Genomic DNA, 19201 nt, shown 5'->3' with positions numbered 1-19201 from the left:
GATAGTCGGTGGATAGTGGAGAGGTGCCCATAGTGGAGAGTCCCGATCCCGAGCGCCTCGGCGCGCCAGTAGGGCGGCGGGTGGTGTTCGGACTGCTTGCCGCCGGTGCCGCCGGCGTGCTCGGCGGGACATATATACAGAAGGGGCTCTCGGCCGTGCTCGGCCCGATCGGCAACCGCGATCCGACCGGCCTGGTCGGACTTTTCCCGCTGGGCAACACCTTTCGCTTCTACTCCGTCACCGGCAGCGTCCCGAACCGCGACGCGAGCGACTATCGGCTCGACATCACCGGCCTGGTCGACGCGCCGCAAAGCTACACGCTCGGTGATCTGCGGGCGATGCCGCAGCAGGAACTGGTGCGCGACTTCCAATGCGTCACCGGGTGGCGGGTGCCCGAGGTGCGTTGGCGCGGTGTCCGGCTCGCCGATCTACTCGACGACGCCGGAGTGAGCGGTACCGCGAAGGCGGTGCGATTCACCTCCTTCGACGGCACGTACTCCGAAAGCCTCACGCTCGAGCAGGCCCGGCGCGCCGACGTGCTCGTCGCGCTGGAGATGCTCGACGCCCCGGTCACCCACGACCACGGCGGCCCGGTTCGCCTCTACGTGGCACCCATGTACGGCTACAAGAGCTGCAAGTGGCTCTCCGGAATCGAGCTGACCAAAGACGTCGTCCCCGGCTACTGGGAGCATCGGGGCTACTCCATCGACGGATGGGTCGGCCAGTCGAACGGGCGCGGCGATGATCCCACCGGCTGACCCGACCGAGCGCGACTTGCCTCGCTTCAGCCGCGCCGAGCGCTGGGTGCATTGGCTGACCGGTGTGCTGGTCCTGATCTGCATTCTCACCGCGGCGATCTTGTACAACGGCTCGCTCGCGGTCCTGGTCGGTAACCGCCACATCGTCGAAATCATCCACGTATATTGCGGTTTCGCGCTGCCCGTGCCGATCGTTGTCGGTCTGGCCTCCCGCGCTTACCGTGCCGACCTGTCCAGACTCAACCGCTTCACCCGCGCCGACTGGTTGTGGCTCCGTTTCAAGGGCCGCCGCCTGTCCGGGGAAGAGGTCGGCAAGTTCAACGCGGGCCAGAAACTCAACGCCGCGCTGAGCGCAGGATCGATCTTCGTACTCCTCGGCACCGGCGTGATCATGTTCTTCCCGGACTGGACCCGTCTGGCATGGCGTACCGGCGCGACATTGATGCACGACTGGTTCGCCCTTGCCTTCGGCATCCTGGTCGTCGGCCACCTCATGTACGCGCTGCGCGACGCGGAAGCGATGCGCGGCATGCTCACCGGGAAAGTCAGGCGGAGCTGGGCGGAGCAAGAGCACGTGCGGTGGGCGGACGAGGACGCCGAGTAACGCGGTCAGGATCTGGTGCCGGTGCGGCGGGAGCGGGCGTGGTGAGTGGCATCGCGGGTGAGGGTGAGGATGTGGTCGAGCAGGCCGGGGCTTACGCCCGCCGACGCGGTCGCGTACCGGGACGTGTCGGTGTAGGCGCCGCCCGCCATGAGATTGTGTTTGCCGCGAAAAGTTAGTAGCGCGTTCATGATTCGGATCGCGCCGTCCATCGCATCGGCGACCCTGGTGGCCGGTGGACCGGTGGGGCGGTCGAATTCGCGGACGAGTCGAGTGATCAGCGAGGGGGAGCCCTCGGTCTGCTCGAACAACCGGCGCCATTGGGGCAGGCCGTATTTCACGAGATCATGCTGGAAATAGCGAAGGTCGGCGTCGCCGCGGTCGGCGGACCACACGAGGTGGTCGATCAGGTACAGCGGAACGTGAACTGGTGCGGGGCCGTAATATTGGCGGTCGGCGACGGTCACGTCCGTCATGAACGGGCCCAGTTGGGCGGCATAGAATTCGACCGGGTCGACATTGCGATAGACGTCGTTCATCACCTCCGGCAAGGTCTCCAACTGGTCCGCTGCCGCGTGACAGATCTCGCCGAAGGCGGTGTCGCTCGGCCGTAATTCGGCCGATCCCGCGAGCATCGGAGCGATTTCATCGATCAGCAAGGTGCTGACGCGAACGGCATCGATCAGCACGTTCTCCTGACGGTCGCCGAGGAACATGCGCTGACGCTTGCCTGGCGGGTTCCAGACGCCGTAGTGCAGCACCGTGTCGCGCGGGACCATGTCCACCGAGAGCCCCCACGCCAGCAGCGTGTCGGTGGCTTCGGGTACCGCTTCGAGCGGCTCGACGCCGTGCCGCTGCAGCGACGAGAGGAACATCCCGGCATCCCGCATTGCCGCGAGCCGGTCGGGCACCTCCAGGAGTTCCACCTCGCGGGCACGCCACACCAATTGCCGAAACGACTTGGCGAGTTCGCGCACATCGGCGGCGGCGTTCATTGCGGGCAAGTTCGCCAGCAATGCGTCGGCGGACAGCGGATCTCGGTGCGCAACCTGGTGGCATGACGATTCATCGAGGCGTATCGAGCGAGCTCCGCTACTACCTGGATCAATGTGCGCGGACGGTCGTGACCGCTTTCTCAGGGCTGGCATCGGGTCCTATCTTGTTCTGCGAGTCAGCGTGCCTCGCAGGTGGTGGTGCTGGATGCCGTCACCGTCGTGCGGTCCGAAGCGATTGTGTAGCAAGGCAAACAAACATCCCATGAGTTGTCAATAATTGCTTGGGCAAACTTCTGGTAAACGAATTAGATGAAAGGTCTGGATATCCCCAGACGACTGGGGAAGTCGCGGTGGTTATGTTCGCTTGAACTGGACGTGTGACCATTAAGCGCGTTATCGGTTCACGTGAGCGGAGATGCCAATGCGCGGAGTCATGAGAACGGCGATGGCCGGCGCGCGATGGGCGGTGGGGGCCGCGGTGGCGGTGATCGGGTGCGCGGGCATGGTTGCGCTTCCGGCCCCGGCGCAGTCCGCTCCGGCGGGGCCTTCGATCAGCAGGCTTCAGGCCGAGGGGAGCTATCTCGTCGACGCGCTCGGGCGCAAGGTGTTGCTGCACGGGGTCAACAACGTCGACAAGCAGGCGCCGTATATCGAACCCGGCGATGGCTTCACGTTGACCGATGCGGACGCGACTCTGCTTGCGGGACATGGGTTCAATACCGTGCGCCTCGGTGTGAGTTTCGACGGGTTGATGCCGACGCGCGGCGTCGTCGACACGGCCTATCTCGATCGCATCGGCTCGGTGATCGATACGCTTGCGGCACATGGCATTTACACCTTGCTCGACAACCATCAGGACGGACTGTCGAAGATCTGGGGCGGCAACGGTTTCCCGGAATGGTCGCTGCGATCGCGCCCGGCCGTCTGGGAACCGAACCCAGGTTTTCCGCTGTACTACCTGATGCCGAGCATGAACCGGGGCTGGGATGAGGTGTGGGACAACAGCAATGGTGTGCTCGACTATCTCGGCACGGCGCTGGCGGCGCTGACCGCGAAGGTCAACGGGCGCGCAGGTGTGCTCGGCATCGAGCTGATGAACGAGCCGTGGCCCGGCTCGGCGTTCCACACCTGCTTCCCGAACGGTTGCCCCGGCTTCGACACCAAATATCAAGCGGCCATGCAAAAACTGACCGACGCGGTCCGCGCCCGCAATACCGGCATCCCGGTGTTCTGGGAGCCGAACGTGACCTGGAACGAGACCATGCCGTCGAACCTCGGCAAGAACCCGCCGATCACTTCACCCGGCATCGTCTTCGCCCCGCACGACTACTGCATCCCCAGCCAACTGGCGATCTACCTCGGCCTCCCCGAACAGCTACGCGGACTCTGCCCGGTGCAGCAGGACAAAACCTGGGGCAACATCGACGCCTTCACCCACCGAACCGGAATCCCCACTCTGGTCACCGAATTCGGTGATGGCGACGCCACAGTGCTACGCAACACCCTGGTCCGAGCCGACGAACGATTCATCGGCTGGCAATACTGGCACTACGCCTCCACCTTCGGACCGGGCGCCCCCAAACCCGACCCGTTCCTCGGCGACATCGGCCGCGACCTGGTCCGCACCTACCCCCGAGCCACCGCGGGCACCCCCGGCCGATTCGTCTTCGACTCCGCCACCGGCGATTTCGCCTACACCTACACCCCGAAACCCACTTCCGCCCCAACCGAAATCTACGTCTCCGACCTGCACTACCCGAACGGCTACGAGGTCCGCGTCGACGGCGGCACCGTCACCTCGGCCGCCGGAGCGCGAATAGTCACCGTCGAAGGCAACGGCTCCGCATCGGTCACCGTGCGTATCAACAGGCCAGGGTCGGCGGGAGCCAAGCTGGTCCCGTAGTCTCCGGCGGGATCCGGCGAGGGTGGCACGGTGGAACGACGGATCGCTCGCCACAGGGTGCGGTAGAAGTCGAGGTAGCTGCGTTCGACGTGGAGTGCGTGCTGGCGGACCTCGTCGTGGCGGGCGGGTAAATGGTTGAGGGGGACCGACATTGCGGCGTGGTGTTCGATGTGCAGGTTGTTGCCGTTGGTGAACCAGGTGCTCAGGCGGCTGCCGCGGATGGAGCGGGTGTTGCGGAGGACGTCGGTGGTGGCGGGGTCGCAGAGGAGGTGTTCAGGGAGTTCCACGAGGAAGTGCATCGGGACGGCGAACAGCAAGGGGAGCAGCCAGATTCGCAGGACGAGGTCGTGCTGGCCGGTTGCCGCGATGGCAATGACGGCAAGCAGGAGCGCGCCAAGGATCTGGTGTTCGGTGATGGCTCGGCGGCGCATGGTCACGCTGATGTCGCCGTGTTCGTAGCGCCAGCGTCCGGTCGAGGCACGCAGCACGTCGCGCAGGACAAAGACAATTCGCGCGTAGTCGAACATGCCGCGCAGCAGTAGCCCAATGGTGAGCGGCTTACGGGTATCGAAACCGAAGAACTCGGTGTCCCTTGGGGTTCCGAGGTATCGATGGTGCTGTAGGTGACGGACGCGATAGTTGGTGTACACCACCAACAGCGGCAGGCCGAGCGGCACGCCGACCAGTCGATGCGGCCACGCGGCGCGAAAAGCGGAGTGGTGCAATGCTTGATGCTGCAACTCGACGGCGTGGGTGTACATGGCCGCCAACAGCAGCACCCCGGCGATCAGCGCCAGCGGCTCCGGCCGCAGCGCGAGGACGACGCCGAGCGCGGTGAGCACGGCGAGTAGGGCCAGTTTGCCGAAGAAGACGCGCTCGTCGGCAGCGGTGGTCCGGGCGCGGGCGAACAGCAGGCCCGAAGCGGGGTGGGTCATCTGACCTTCTCGACTTGGCTCAGCGGCCGCTGAGCAGGACGACATGGGTACCGCTGAGGGCGGTGTCTCGGGCATGGCCGAGCAGTCCGGCGAGGGCGACGGCACCGGAGGGCGTCGGCCGGGCACCGTGCTCGGCCAGCAGATCCCGGGCGGCGAGCAGTTCGGTGTCGTCGGCCCCGAACACCGCGCCACCGGTCTCGGCCACCGCGGCCATCGCCTCGGGACCCTGCAGTGCGTGCCAATTGACCAGCGGCTGATTGTGATCGGTGGTGACGACGCCGTCGGCGGGCAGCATCTGGTATTCGCCGGGCCAACTGGTCACCACGGGATTGTTGGCGGCGGAACCGACGCCGTTGATCGGCACCGACCAGCCGAGAGCGCGCAGCTGCCGGTGCACCGCGATGATGGTGGTGCCGTTGCCGACCGGAATCCACAGTGCGGCAGGCGGTTCGGGCAGCGCGGTGCGCAGGGCGTGCACGACGACACCGTGCCCCTCGAATACCGCGTCCACGTACGGGCCGTCCACGTTTCCGTCGATCGAACCCTCGGCGCGGGCGAGGATGCGGGATTCGTCGACGGCGTCCTCATAGGTACCGGGAACCAGGTGCACGTCGGCGCCCGCCTCCCGCATGAACGCCCCGCCATCGCTCCATCCGGTGGGCAGCACGACGGTGCAGGCGATGTCGGCCGCGGCGCACGCCATGGCCATGGCGCGGCCGTAGTTGCCGCACGTCGCGATGACGACCCGCCGGTAGCCCTCGGCGAGAGCACGGGCGACGACCGCGCGGGCGGCCGGTTCCTTGTGACTGCCTGAGGCGTAACGGGTTTCGTCTTTGATCAGGATCCGAGTTCCTGGCACGAGCGCACCGGCGTCGATGAGCGGCGTGGCATACGCGTCGGTCGGCGCGGTGGTCGGGGGTGAGGCGGGCACGGTCGGCCTTTCAGCGGAGAAGTTGAGCGTCGGCAAGGCGTTGCAGGTCGTCGCGCGAGTCGATCTCGGCGGGTGGCAGGGCGTCGGGCAGGTGGTCTTCGAGCAGGCGCAGGTGGGTGTCGAGCCAGCCGCGCACCGCCCAGGCGAGTTGCAGCAGCCCGCTGAGGACCACGAGCAGCGCCAAGCCGCGGCCTGGACCGACCCCGATGAGCTGGCCGACGGTCCCGGCGAGCGGGCCGCCCGGCTCGAGCAGCGGCTGCACGTGGCGTTCCGCGAGCGGGCCGACCAGCAGGTAGCCGAGCGGCATGGTCAGCATCATCACGGTGATGAAGATGGACAGCACCCTGCCCTGCAGTTCGAAGCCGACCTTGGTCTGCACCACGGCAATCCAGTGCCCCTCGGCCAGCGATTCGCCGAACGTCAACAGGAACATGCCCGCGATCACGAAGGCGGGGGAGCTGCCGAGCCCGACGACGGTCATGCCGAGGCTGCCGATGCCCATGAAGATGATCAACCCGTTGGTCCGGCGCACGGTGCCGCCCCACAGGCCCATCACGAGACTTCCGGCGAGGCCGCCGAATCCGCCTGCGCCCAGGGCGATTCCGAGCACCGCAGGCGACTGCTCGAGCAGCAGCATCGGTGTGATGACGGCGAAGCCGAGGGTGTAGAACGCGTGGTCGATGACGAAAAAGCGCAGCGCGGCCCGCATGCCGGGACGGCGGGTGATGTAGCGCCAGCCATTGACGATCTCGCTGCGGAACGTCTCCTCCCGGCGGTGGAACATCAGATTCGGGAACCGGACCAGCAGCAGGGTCGCGACGCCGACGGTGAAAGTCAGCATGTCCAGCAGGATTACGCCCGCGATCCCGATCAGCCCGATCAGCCCGGCCCCGAGCATCGGCGCGAACACCAGCCCGACACCGACGCCGAGTTGGCTGATGCCGTTGGCGTGTCCGAGATATCGCTTGGGCACGAGTTGGGCGACGGCGGCGAGATAGGCGGGCCGTTGGAAGGCTCCCGCGATAGAGGTGACCGTGACGGCGAGAAATATCTGCCACAGTCGCAGACCGCCGGTAAACACCAGCGCCGCAAGGACACTCATCGCGAGGGCGGCGGCACCGTCGCTGATCAGCAGCACCCGGCGTCGATCCCAGCGGTCGGCGGCGGCCCCGGCGATCGGACTGACCAGGATGCCAGGCAAGAGTCCGATGGCGTTGACCACGGCGAAGTCGGTGATCGACCCGGTCTGCTGGAATACCCAGATGCTGAGCACCAGGGCACTGAGCCCGCTGCCGACCATGGAGATGAACTGACCGAGCGCGACAAGGGCGAACTTGGACAGGCTGGGTGGCGGCCCGGCGGCCGGAACAGGCACCGGTGCAACGGGTTCGCTGTCCCGCTCGGCGAAACCGACCAGCGCCTCAGCCAACGGTTCCGCGTGACTTTTCACGAAGAAGTGCCCGGCTCTCGGCAGCACGGCCAGCTCGAGCGGACCATCGCTGAAATGCCGCCACTCGTGATGGCGTTCCGTGTAGTGCTCGGTGACCCGGTCCTTGGCACCGACCACCGCAAGCACCGGAGTGCGCAGCGCAGGCCGTGGATCGGTATACGCGGCGGTGAAGTACTCCTCGGCGTCGCGGGCATCGTGGCGGACATTGCGCAGCACGAAAGCCTGCTGGTCCGCGTCCTCGATGTCGACGAAGCCACCCCGGCCGCGCAGATAGGTCAGGTATTCGCGATCGGAGGTGAGCCGGTCGGTCGGCACGAGCCGGTAGAACCAGTCGAAAAATCGGCCGGGCAGCCGCGCGGTGGGGAACCCCGCACCGAGTGCGACACCGATGAGCTCGATACCGGCGGCCTCGGCTTGCCTGGCAAGTTCAACCGTCGCCGCGACGCCGAGACAGTGCCCGTACAACAGAATCGGCCCGGCGATCGCGGGCAGTTCGGCCAGCACGCGCTCGGCGACCGCCGCGGCGGGCAGCAACTCCTCGTCCGGGCGGGCGCGATCGTGCCCGGGCAGTTCCACCGCGTAGAGCGCCCAGTGCGCCGGAAGCGCCTCGGCCAGTGGCTGATAGGCGATGGCGCTGCCACCGGAGTACGGCACCGCGACCACCGTAATGCCCTCGGCGGTGGCGTCGGAGTCGGTGAGCCGGTGCAACATTCGGCGTTCGGCGACCGCACCGGGGGAGCGCTCGGCGAGCAACGCGGCCAATCGCCGAACCGTCGGATGCTGGTAGAGCTCGATCAGCGCGGGCGCGGGCTCGATCCGCCGGATTACCTGCAGTGCCTTGAACGAATCACCGCCGAGCGCGAAAAACGTGTCGTCGATCCCGAATTCGCCGACGCCGAGCACATCGCTCCACACCGCCGCGATGTGCCGCTCGGTCGGGGTGCGCGGCGCGGGACCGGCACTCGATCCGAGGTCATCGGGCGGTGCCGGGAGCCGAGGGCGATCGAGCTTCGCGTTCGGTGTCAGCGGCAGGGCGGTCAACGTCAGGACGCGCGCGGGCACCATGTGCGTCGGCAACTCGGCGGCGAGTGCGTCGCGGATAGCCGCCTCGTCGGCGTCGGTGCCGTCGCGGGTGACGACGTAACCGATCAGCCGGGCGAGCCCCGATGGCGGCGGGTGCAGGGCGACCGCGCACGCGACCACCTCGGGCAATGCGCCGAGCGCCGCCTCGATCTCGCCGATCTCGACCCGGTAGCCGTTGACCTTCACCTGCCCGTCGAGCCTGCCGAGGAACTCGACCTGCCCGCCGAGCCGCCAGCGCGCGGCATCGCCGGTGCGATACATCCGCGCCCCGAGCTCGGGTGCGAACGGATCGGTGACGAACCGCTCGGCGGTCAGCTCGGGCCGCTCGTGATAGCCCGGCGTGACGCCGGCACCACCGAGGTACAGCTCGCCGACGATCCCGGCGGGCACCGGTTCGCGATGCTCGTCGAGGACGTAGACCCTGTTGTTGGCGAACGGGATTCCGATCGGCAGCGGGGCATTGCCGGGCAGGTGATCCACCGTCCCGGCGAACCACACGTTGTCGACGCTGACCTCGGTGACGCCGTACGCGTTGACGACCGAGTTCGCCGGCCCGACGAGGCGTTGCGCAAGCGCGTACTCGCGGACCCGCCACTCGTCACCGCCGCCGATGAGCACGCGGACGAAATCGAGCCGCTGCCCGATCTGTTCGACATGGGTCAGCAGCGTGCGCAATACCGCGGGGACCAGTTCGGTGCATTGCACGCCCTCGGACCGCATCAACTCATACAGGTCGGCGGGATCGAGCAGCGTCTCCCTCGGCACGATCACCAGTCGGCCCCCGGTGGTCAACGCGCGCAACGTCTCACCGACGAACATGTCGAACGAGAAGCTGGCCGCCTGCTGGTACGTCCACTCCGGGCGCAGCTCGTAGGCGTGCCGCCACATTCCCACCGCGTGCACCAGGTTGCCGTGGTTCACCACCACACCCTTGGGTTTGCCGGTGGAGCCGGAGGTGTAGATGAGATAGGCGGGGTCGTCCGCAGTGTTGCGCAGCGGGAGATCGTGGCTGTCAGAAGGGGTTTCGTCGGTCAGGTAGGCGTCGTCGATGACAAGTTTCGCGCCACAGTCGGCGAGCATGTAGTCGAGCCGGTCCCGCGGGTACGTCGGGTCGAGTGGCACGTACGCCGCACCGGCTTTGAGTACCGCCCACATCGCGGTGAACAGCTCGAAGCCGCGATCGAGGCGGATTGCCACCCGCTCCCGCGGCGCGACGCCGTCAGCACACAGCCGCCGGGCGAGCCGGTTGGCTCGCTGGTTCAGCTCGCCGTAGCTGATGGTGCTGTCGCGGAAGGTGAGCGCCGCAGCGTCCGGAGTTGTTGCGGCACAGTGCTCGAACAGCTGGTGAATGGTCGTCGCATCGATCTGGGGGTGAGCGCTGTCGTTCCATTCGTGCACGATCCGATGGCGTTCGGCCTCGGTGAGCAGCGGGAGCCGGGTGATCGGGACGACCGGGTTGTCGACGGCGGCGGTCAGCACGGTCAGCAGGTGGCCGAGCAACGCCGTTATCCGTGCGGCATCGAACAATTCGGTCGCGTAGTCGATGCTCAGTATCGCGCCATCAACCGGGAAATCCAGCCCGACAGCGAGATCCATCATCGTCGCCGCGGGTGCCAGTTCGCCCGCGTACCTGACGGAGGGATCGCCGAGCTCCGGAGTGTTGTGCACGGTCAGCATGACCGGGCTGAGCCGATTCCGGTTCCCACTGCCCGGACGGGCCAGTGCGGCAATCAGATCCGGCAAGGCCAGCTCTTGATGCTCCAGGTCGAGCAGCACCGCGTCGCGCGCTCGGTCGATGAGTTCGTCGAACGTCGGATCACCGGAAACGTCGCCGCGCATCGGCAAAATATTCAGCAGCGGACCGACCACCGCTTCCGAACCACTCGCGGTCCGGCAGGCGACCGGGGACAGCACGGTGATGTCGGTTCGGCGCGTGTAGCGCGACAGCACGGTCTGCACACTTGCCAGCAGTGCCATGAACAGGCTCGCTCGCCGACCTTGCGCGTAGGTCCGGAGTCGATCGAGCAGCTCGGGATCGACGCGGGCGCAAACCCGTGCCGCCGCGAAGGATCGGGCCACCGGCCGCGGCCGGTCGGCGGGCAGCTCCAGGTCGAGATCGGCGTCGTCGAAGCGTGCTTGCCAGTAGGCGGTCAACGACGGATCGGACTTCGCGACGGCGGCTCGGGCGACCAGATCCGGCAGCGGCGTCGCGGCGGGCAAGCCGCTGCCGCCGCCGGTGCGCGCGGCGCGATACAGCTGTGCGAGTTCGGCCCCGACGACGCCCGCCGACCAGCCGTCGAACGCGAGATGATGCACGACGAGCACCACCTCGGCGGCACCGACCAGGAATGCCCGGGCGATCGGACCGTGCCGCAGATCGATGCCGTCGGTGTCCGGCGCGGCTTCGATCAGCGGGATGGTCGCCGCGGCATCGATCACCATGCTCGGTTCCGAACCGTCGTCCGGGAAACGGGATCTGAGCATCGGATGGCGACGGGCGAGCTCGGCGAGCGCGCGGGTGAGCGGCGCGGCCTCGACTGGTTCGTTCCATCGATACCGGATACCGAGGGTGTGCGCGGGCAGCCCGGCGCACACCTGCTCGGCGGCCCAGAAGTCACGTTGCCACGGGCTCAGCGGCAGCGGCACGTTCTCCGGCAAGGCCGTGCTCGGACCCGCGTCCGTAGCGATACGCCGATCCAGCCGGGCCGCGACCGCGACCACCGTTGGCTCCGCGTACAACTCGCGCAAGGTGAGCTCGACACCGTGTTCATGGCGCAGCGCGGCACAAAGGCGCACGGCGCTGAGCGAATCGCCACCGAGAGTGAGGAAGTCGTCGTCCGCCCCGCTGACCGGAACGCCGAGCAGCGACTCCCACAGCGTCGCGATCGTCGCCTGGTCCGCTGTGCCCGTCCACGGCGGCTTGGTGTTTTCCACCATCGGCACCAGGGCGGCGCGATCGATCTTGCCCTGCGGGGTCAACGGAAACCGCACGTGCCGAACGAGTTCGGCGGGTACGAGGTAAGCGGGCAAGCTCGCCCGCAGAGACGTTCGCACCGCGGCCAGGTCGGTGTCGAGTGCGGTCAGCACGTGGCCGATCAGCACCGGCAACCCGGCCCGCTCATGGACCGACACGATGGCGTCATCGATGGCGGGCAGCGCCCGTAGGGCCGCCTCGATATCGCCCGGCTCGACCCGGAACCCGCGAATCTTTACCTGATCATCCAGCCTGCCAAGGTATTCCAGCTGACCGTCGCGCCACCGGACGCGATCGCCGGTCCGGTATTCCGTGCCGTCGGGTCCGGGCCGGAATCGTTCGGCGGTCAGTTCTGGCCGGTTCAGATAACCGTCGGCGACCATTCGGCCGCCGATCAGCAGTTCGCCGGTCGAGGCCGGATCGCCGTCGGCATCGATAACGCGACAGGTCACGCCGTCCAGCGGCGTGCCGATCGGTACCGCGTCGCCGACCCACCTGGTCAGGTCCGCGACTGTCGCGACGACGGTGGTTTCGGTGGGGCCGTAGGTGTTCAGCAGCCGCGTCGCCGCACCGGCCACCGACTGCCAGCGCCGCACCGCATCGGGTCGCGCCGCCTCGCCACCGATGATGGTCAGCCGGACCGTCGCGGGCAGCACGGCCTCGCCGTGATCGAGTGCGGCGACCAATTCGTGCCAGTATGCCGTCGGCAGGTCGAGCACGGTGACCCCGAGCGCCGCGCAGCGGTCGAGGAACAGATCCGGTCTGCTGATCATGTCGTCGTCCCGAATTACCACGGCCGCACCGCAACTCAGCGCCGGGAACAGCTCCTCGACGCTGGCATCGAAACTCAACGACGCGAACTGCAGCACCCGATCATCGGCACCGAGCCCGTACCGGTCGATCGCGGCCGCGCAGAAGCCCGCGAGCGCCCGCCGCGACACCAGCACACCCTTCGGCCGCCCGGTGGTCCCCGACGTGAAGATCACGTAGGCAATGCCGGGCTGCGCCGCGCCGGCCGCCAACGCGACCACACCGTCCGCGGTCAGCAGCGCGGCGGGCCGGGCATCGTCGATCATTGCCGCCAGCCGGGCCGCCGGATACGCCGGATCCAGCGGCACATACGCCGCTCCCGCGCGGAGCGTGCCCAGGATCGAGACCACGGCCGCCCGGCTACGGGCCAGCTGCACACCCACCCGGTCACCGGCTCGAACTCCGTTGGCGCGCAAGCACTCCGCGAAGTCGTCGGCCAGCTCGGCCAGCTCGGCATAGGTCAGCGTGCCGTCGCCATCGATGAGTGCCGCCGCTCCCGGCTGCCTATTCACCTGCTCAGCAAAGGACTCCCACATCCCGTCATTCACATCGGATCGGAATGCCTCACCGGCAGCACTCACCGGATCTCCTCGCCTCGGTCGAACTCCGGGGCAGATGTTATGGCCAGCGGGGGCGAGGCACGCGGCACCGAAGGCCGCGGTGATGTTTCGATGACGTCCGTTTCCGGAAAGGTCAGCGCGGGCGCCGCACCGATGATCGAACGATGACGGCGCAGGTCCGTGGTGCGCGGCACTCGATCGACTATTAATTCACACGTCATTCATTGGTCCGGTGCCGGATGTTAATCCCTTGGCGACCAACGGGATCGGCCGGTCGGTTCGGTACGGTGGTTGACGTGAGGCCTGCCGTCGGCGGCTCACGGGCGGGCGCGATCGATCCCGGTCGCGATTAGCAGGGAGGGCGGCATGGCCGACACTGAGGCGCAGGACCGGATCGAGACGGTGGGCGGGGACTTCTTCCGCGACCCGCAGGTGTATTACCGGCGCTGGCGTGAGCGGGGACCGGTGCTGCGGGTGCAGTTTTCCGAGGGCATGCCGCAGTGGGTGGTCATCGGATACGCCGAGGGCCGGGCGGTGCTCGCCGATCCTCGCCTGCACAAGAGCATCGCCGGGATCGTCGAGGTGATGCGCAAGAAAGATCCCTCGGTACCACAGGATTCGCTGGGAATGGCACTCAGCGGACACATGCTCAACTCGGATCCGCCCGACCACACCCGGCTGCGCAAGATGGTCAACAAGGCCTTCACCACTCGGCGGGTAGCGGCGCTGCGGCCGCGTATCGAAGAGATCACCGCCGGCCTGCTCGATCGGATGGCCGAGCACGACGAGGTCGATCTGCTGGCGGCTTTCGCGATTCCGTTGCCGGTCACCGTGATCTGTGAACTACTCGGCGTGCCCTTCGCGGACCGGGAGGACTTCCAGCGGTGGACGAAGGTGATGGTCGGGGTTGGCAGCGACCTGGCGGAGCGGACGCGCTGCACGGCCGAGATGTCGGAGTATCTGGCCGCGCTGGTGCAGACGAAACGGATCGATCCGGGCGATGATCTGCTCTCCGGGCTGACCCAAACGCGCGAGGACGGTGACCAGCTCACCGAGCAGGAACTGATCGCGATGGCGTTCCTGCTGCTGATCGCGGGCCACGAGACCACCGTGAACCTCATCGCCAACGGGACATATGCTTTGCTGCGCAACAAGTCTCAGTTCGACGCGCTACGCGATGACCCGGCGGGTGTGCCCGCCGCGGTGGAGGAATTCCTTCGCTTCGGCAGCCCCGTCGACTGGGCGACCGTGCGCTACACCACCGAACCGATCCTGGTCGGCGACACCGAAATCCCGGCCGACGAGTTCGTGTACGTCGCGCTCGCCGCCGCGAACCGCGACCCCGCCCGCTACCGCGACCCCGAGAACCTCGACCTCACCGGCGACACCGCAGGCCATCTGGCCTTCGGCCACGGCATCCACTTCTGCGTCGGTGCCCCACTGGCCCGCGTGGAAGCAGAAATAGCGTTTACCGCACTCCTGCAACGATTCCCGGAACTCTCGCTGGCGCCGCGCAGCGACCCGCTGCGCTGGCAACCCAGCCTGCTGATCCGCGGTCTCGTCGAGTTGCCTGTCCTGCTGCGTCAGGCCTGAGGCTCACGGCGGGGGCGTGACGGCCAGATACACACTGCTCCACAGTTGTGCCGCATTGGCTTCGGTCACGTCCCCCTCGGTGGCCCCGAAGGGCGCGATCCGGTATCGATCGTCCTCGAAACGCCAACTCCACAGCTCGGAGTTCGCCATCGACTCGGCGGCGTCGATCACCTGCCACAGACTGTGCTGGGCGGCCAGCAGGTGGTCCCGGACGGGCTGGGGTAGGTCGGTGCGGCCGAGTTGGCGCCCGAGACCGCTTGCGAGCGCGGCCTGTACCCAGGACCAGACCACGGTGCCGTGGTAGTCGTGGTTGGTGAATCGCGCCTGGAGGCCGGGGTCGGCGAAGACTGGATCGGCCACCACCAGCCCCGCCCCGGTCATCAGCCCGAGTGGGAACGGCCGGAACAGGGTGCCGACCTGCTTGTCGAGGGCCTCGGGTGGCGGGGAGCCGAACAGCAGGTCGAAGGTGTCGTCGGAATGCAGGATCGGAATGGGTGTGCCGTTGGCGTCGAGGGCGACGGCGGGGAACGTGACCGGGCCCTGGTCGAGCGCGGCGAGCGCGGCTTGGGCGGGTACACCGATCTTCGCGGAGTAGGAATCTATTGCCGCCCTTGCCTGTTCGGCGTCGCGGGTCACCGTGAACAGCCGAGGCGCTTCAGCACGCCAGGTCTTCGCCGCGGCGGCCGTGTCGGACAACTGGATTCGGTCGTCGGCGCTGAGGAACGGATCGAGTGCCCCGCTGTCGAGCAGCCGGGCGGTCGCTTCGAGGGCGGCGGGCGCGAGAATGGCGTTGACGTCGTAGGGATAGCGGCCGCCGCCGAGACCGATTCCGCTGTCCCGCCATTGGCCCGCGTCGTGCCCGTCCTGCAAGGCGATCAGGTTGCCGTACCGAGGGTCGTGTGCGAAAGCCGCTGTGCTCGAAGCTACGAGGCGCAGATTGCGGACAAGTTCCTGGCCGATCGACGAGTTGTCCAGGGGCGCGCGCAGGTAGGCGAAGGCCCGTTCGACGCCCGCTGGATCGTCGAGCAGATGGGCGGCGACAACCGGTGCAAGCAGGAAGTTTTCGTCGACCATGCTGTAGTCGAATATCGGTGCGTCGCTGAGTGTCCCGTTTTCGCGCTGATGGGTGAGCATCGCGAATTCCGAGACGGCCTCTTCATGGGCGACCTGCCCCTGCGGGCCTAGTCGGGCCAGCACGGAGCGAATACCTGCTTCGATCGCCTCGGGGGCAAGTACCGGCTTCAACAGCATCATCGATATCAGGGTGTCGCGGCCGAAATAGGTGTTGAAGCGCCATGATCCGGCGAGGAACTTTTCCCGGTAGCTGAGGAAGGTGAGAGTGTTCTTCGCGGCGTCCAGCTTTCGCTCCCGGCCGTTCAGCAGCGCGGTCCCGGATAGTGCGGTAAGGGGAGTGTCGCCGGTCGCCGCGGTGACGCGGAGCTTGATCCGGCCGTCCGCCCCGGCGGTGATCGTTCCCGCCGGTGTCACCGCGCCGTCGAGGACGTCGAGGCGGAGAAGATAGCCGGGCGCGCCGTCGAGGCGGTCTCGCGCCCACGTCACCGTGTTGCCCGAGGCTGCCGGTGCGACCACGAGTTCGGCGGGCACCAGTGCGTACTGGTCGTAGTCGCGTAGCACGCGGACGTTGGACAGCACCGCCTGCTTGGGCGTCAGACTCGGCGCGGTGATCGCGGCTTCGAACTCTATCCCGGACAGGGGGCGGTCGCGAGAGTCCCTGGCGGCCTTCGCTTTCGGCGGCGATTCGATCAGCCAATCGGCCGGTTCCGCGAGTGGTCCGAACCACACCCCGGTACCGCTGTTCCCGGCGGGGAAAGCCGTCAGGATGCGTGAATTTCGCCCCGAACGCAGCAGCAGGTGTGCCGCGGTGTCGCCGTCGCGGATCAGGTAGTTCTGATTCAGTCCCTCGTTCACCTCGAAGCGGAAAGCCGTGTCGTGTGCTTGCGCAGCGCATCCGCTGGCGAGGAGCAACAGCAACACGACACATAGGGCAGTACGTTCGAAGCGGGACGGAGTAGGGCGTTCGACGGTCTGTACTGCCGCGCCATGCCGCATGACATATCCCTTCCGCACGTACCGCACTCTGCTGGGACCGGTTCAAATTATCGCCGATCGGCGGCGGCCGTGGTGGAGTGTCGGGTATGACGGATGAGAAACGAACGGCGGGAGTCCTGGCCGGGATTGTGGTGGCGGACTTCGGTCGGATCCTGGCCGCGCCGTATCTGACGATGATGCTGGCCGATCTGGGGGCTGACGTCATAAAAGTGGAGCGGCCTGGAGCGGGGGATGACACTCGGGGTTGGGGGCCGCCATTCGCAGGTGGGCAAGCTACCTATTTTCAGTCGGTGAATCGGAACAAGACGTCGGTCGCCCTGGATTTGCGGAGTGAGGAGGGGCAGCGGTACGCGCGGGAGTTGGTGCGACGGGCCGACATCGTGGTGGAGAACTTTCGTCCGGGGACGATGGCAAAGTTCGGGCTGTCGTACGAGGAAGCGCGACGGATCAATCCGGGACTGATCTATTGCTCGTTGTCCGCGTTCGGCGGGGGCACGGGTGCCGAATTGCCGGGTTACGATCTGTTGATTCAGGCCGCGGGTGGGTTGATGAGCATTACGGGGGATGGGAAGCCGACGAAGACCGGGGTGGCGGTGGTCGATGTGCTCGCCGGACTGCACGCGGCGGTGGGAGTTCTTGCGGCGCTTCGGCATCGGGAGGCGACGGGCGAGGGACAGCTGGTCGAGGTGAATCTGCTGTCGAGTCTGCTTGCGGGCATGGTGAATCAGAGCACGGCCTACGCGCTGGCCGATGTCGTGCCGACCGCTCTCGGGAACCGGCATCCGTCCATCGCGCCGTACGAGGTCTTCGCCACTGCGGACCGGCCGCTGGCGGTCGCGGTGGGTAGCGATGGTCAATTCGTCTCGCTGTGCCGCGCCATCGGAGCCGAGCACCTGGTCGAGGATCCGCGATTCATCGACAACACCACGCGGGTCGCGCATGTCGAGGTGCTGGCGGTGGAACTCGGTGGCATCTTGACCACCAGGTCCGCGGCCGACTGGGCGGCGCTACTTACTCCGCTCGGAGTCCCGTGTGGGCCCGTCAACGACATGGCCGGAGCGTTCGCGCTGGCCGACAGTTTGGGGCTGCGGACGCGCATCCCCCCGGAGACCGGCTTGCCGCCGCTGGTCGCGAGCCCGATCACGTTGTCACGCAACCCCGTTCGCTATGCCAGTGCGCCACCCGAGCTGGGCTCGGGAACCGATCGGATCCGCGCCTGGCTGGACGAGGCATCCGCGGGATGATCGAACATCAAGCACTCGTGGGTGTTCCGCGGTTGGGAATCAGTGCGCGCTGACGGCGACCGGAAGACGGGTCGCCATCCGCTTCGCCAACAGGATCACCACGTGGGCACGCAGCATCCCGATCGTGCCCGCGCAGGTGTCCGCTCGAGCCATGGCCGCGTAGTCGTGCACGTTATCCGGATCGCTCAGGAGTTCATCGAGTTCCATTCCGGCCCTGGCTTGTTCGAGGGTGAGTGCCCGATCGGGCAGCCAGCTCAACCGCCACGCCGCGCGTCCTCGGTCGGTCACGCGGGAGGCACGTTCGGGACTTGCATCACTGGTGATCGACCACTCGGTGAAGTAGAGCGCCATGACAAACTCCTCTAGGCGGCATCGTCGAATTCGCAGCGCTGGTTCAGCTTTCGCGTGCGCTGTCGATAGACGGGAAGCTCGAGGCGAGCAGCCTTATTCGGTCTATCTCGTCGGTCTCGACAGGTTGTCGATCCCAGATCCAAGGTAGGACTTGCCGACGCGATCCACGACTCATGTGCCACATTCTAAAAGCGAGTTCAGATAGCGTTAACTGGCATATCACAACCGATCACGGCGCGATCACATGCGGATCATGGTCGACCAGGGCTGATGTGTGCAGTCGGCGTTGTAGGGGAGGTTGTGGTGGGCGTCCTTGCGCCGTCGCTGCTCATCAGCGAGCCTTGCCGGTCGATGGACGCGCGGGGAGTGTTGTCCGTCCTGGTGGCGAACTGGTGCCGATCTGAGTATTAGCCGTCAGGTGGCCAGGGCCATCGGAATAGTATGCCCGGTGGATGTATGTTTACGAATTTCCCGCCCGCTCTGAGCATTCCGGCCACCGAGATAAAGCGCAGAACGGAATAGAGTTCTCCGTCTCCAACGGCTATTTCATTCGGGGAGGGAGACAGACGCTCGATATCCGGGGCAGTGTTCGAGATCGCCGTCGCGGGAACAGGTGAGGAGCCAGTACAGGTAGTGGCGGGCGGTCTCGAGTTCGCGCATGCGGTTGTCGATGGCCGTGATGTGGGTGGTGACGGTGGCGCGCCAGTCGGGGGTACTGGATCGGGCGGTGAGCAAGGTGGCGATCTCGTCGAGGCTCATCAGGCCGGTGGTTTGCCATTGCTTGATCAGGGCGATGCGATAGAGCTGGTCCTGGTCGTAGCAGCGACGGCCACCACGGCGGTGCGTGGTGAGCAATCCCCGGCGTTCCCAGTAGTGCAGCGTGGACAGCGGGATATCGAAGTGGTCCACGACGGTGGCGATGGGTGTCAGCTGCGGCATTCTC

The 19201-nt window shown here is 66.9% G+C and carries 11 protein-coding genes and 1 pseudogene; 5 read left to right on the top strand and 7 right to left on the bottom strand.

Annotation, left to right across the window (positions count from 1 at the left end):
- Positions 1 to 23 precede the first annotated feature (23 nt).
- Together ACIA8C_RS07605 and ACIA8C_RS07600 are read left to right on the top strand one after the other, a co-directional pair.
- Complete coding sequence (locus tag ACIA8C_RS07605; RefSeq protein WP_397132021.1) at positions 24 to 758, top strand: molybdopterin-dependent oxidoreductase; 735 nt, start codon at positions 24 to 26, stop codon at positions 756 to 758.
- Positions 742 to 1362: a cytochrome b/b6 domain-containing protein gene (locus ACIA8C_RS07600; RefSeq protein WP_397132019.1), complete on the top strand. Its 621-nt coding sequence runs from the start codon at positions 742 to 744 to the stop codon at positions 1360 to 1362. The genes ACIA8C_RS07605 and ACIA8C_RS07600 overlap by 17 nt, the downstream gene beginning before the upstream one ends.
- Positions 1363 to 1367: 5 nt before the next feature.
- Here ACIA8C_RS07600 and ACIA8C_RS07595 read toward each other — a convergent pair whose 3' ends face one another.
- A complete protein-coding gene (locus ACIA8C_RS07595) occupies positions 1368 to 2354 on the bottom strand; it encodes a monodechloroaminopyrrolnitrin synthase PrnB family protein (protein WP_397132017.1) in 987 nt (328 codons plus the stop codon).
- A gap of 445 nt (positions 2355 to 2799) precedes the next feature.
- Here ACIA8C_RS07595 and ACIA8C_RS07590 point away from each other — a divergent pair, with 445 nt between their 5' ends.
- Positions 2800 to 4257 (top strand): cellulase family glycosylhydrolase, encoded by a 1458-nt coding sequence (locus ACIA8C_RS07590; RefSeq protein WP_397132015.1) that lies wholly within the window; start codon positions 2800 to 2802, stop codon positions 4255 to 4257.
- Positions 4258 to 4361: 104 nt separating this feature from the next.
- Here ACIA8C_RS07590 and ACIA8C_RS07585 read toward each other — a convergent pair.
- The 3 genes and pseudogenes from ACIA8C_RS07585 to ACIA8C_RS07575 form a co-directional block, all read right to left on the bottom strand.
- Positions 4362 to 5192 (bottom strand): annotated as a pseudogene (locus ACIA8C_RS07585) (fatty acid desaturase family protein); the annotation flags it as partial.
- A gap of 19 nt (positions 5193 to 5211) precedes the next feature.
- The gene (locus tag ACIA8C_RS07580) at positions 5212 to 6123 is read right to left on the bottom strand and encodes a pyridoxal-phosphate dependent enzyme (protein ID WP_397132013.1); all 912 of its coding nucleotides are present in this window, start codon (positions 6121 to 6123) and stop codon (positions 5212 to 5214) included.
- A 10-nt stretch (positions 6124 to 6133) separates the two neighbouring features.
- Positions 6134 to 13021, bottom strand: coding sequence for an amino acid adenylation domain-containing protein (locus ACIA8C_RS07575; RefSeq protein ID WP_397132011.1), 6888 nt, complete (start codon positions 13019 to 13021; stop codon positions 6134 to 6136).
- Positions 13022 to 13366: 345 nt separating this feature from the next.
- Between ACIA8C_RS07575 and ACIA8C_RS07570 the strand changes: the two genes are divergently transcribed.
- Complete coding sequence (locus tag ACIA8C_RS07570) at positions 13367 to 14593, top strand: cytochrome P450 (RefSeq protein WP_397132009.1); 1227 nt, start codon at positions 13367 to 13369, stop codon at positions 14591 to 14593.
- A gap of 3 nt (positions 14594 to 14596) precedes the next feature.
- Here the strand turns inward: ACIA8C_RS07570 and ACIA8C_RS07565 are convergent, their stop codons facing one another.
- Complete coding sequence (locus ACIA8C_RS07565) at positions 14597 to 16588, bottom strand: hypothetical protein (protein WP_397132007.1); 1992 nt, start codon at positions 16586 to 16588, stop codon at positions 14597 to 14599.
- A gap of 161 nt (positions 16589 to 16749) precedes the next feature.
- Here ACIA8C_RS07565 and ACIA8C_RS07560 point away from each other — a divergent pair, with 161 nt between their 5' ends.
- Positions 16750 to 17907: a CaiB/BaiF CoA transferase family protein gene (locus ACIA8C_RS07560; RefSeq protein ID WP_397132005.1), complete on the top strand. Its 1158-nt coding sequence runs from the start codon at positions 16750 to 16752 to the stop codon at positions 17905 to 17907.
- Positions 17908 to 17946: 39 nt separating this feature from the next.
- On the opposite strand, the gene ACIA8C_RS07555 is transcribed toward ACIA8C_RS07560, so the two are convergent.
- Positions 17947 to 18258 (bottom strand): hypothetical protein, encoded by a 312-nt coding sequence (locus tag ACIA8C_RS07555; protein ID WP_397132003.1) that lies wholly within the window; start codon positions 18256 to 18258, stop codon positions 17947 to 17949.
- A 546-nt stretch (positions 18259 to 18804) separates the two neighbouring features.
- Positions 18805 to 19197, bottom strand: coding sequence for a MerR family transcriptional regulator (locus tag ACIA8C_RS07550; RefSeq protein WP_397132001.1), 393 nt, complete (start codon positions 19195 to 19197; stop codon positions 18805 to 18807).
- Positions 19198 to 19201: the final 4 nt, after the last annotated feature.

Origin of the sequence: Nocardia sp. NPDC051321, assembly GCF_044455225.1 — a bacterium.
In the GTDB taxonomy this organism is placed as follows: domain Bacteria; phylum Actinomycetota; class Actinomycetes; order Mycobacteriales; family Mycobacteriaceae; genus Nocardia.
Note: the sequence above shows the minus strand (reverse complement) of the source record. Positions and strands in the feature narration are given on the sequence as shown.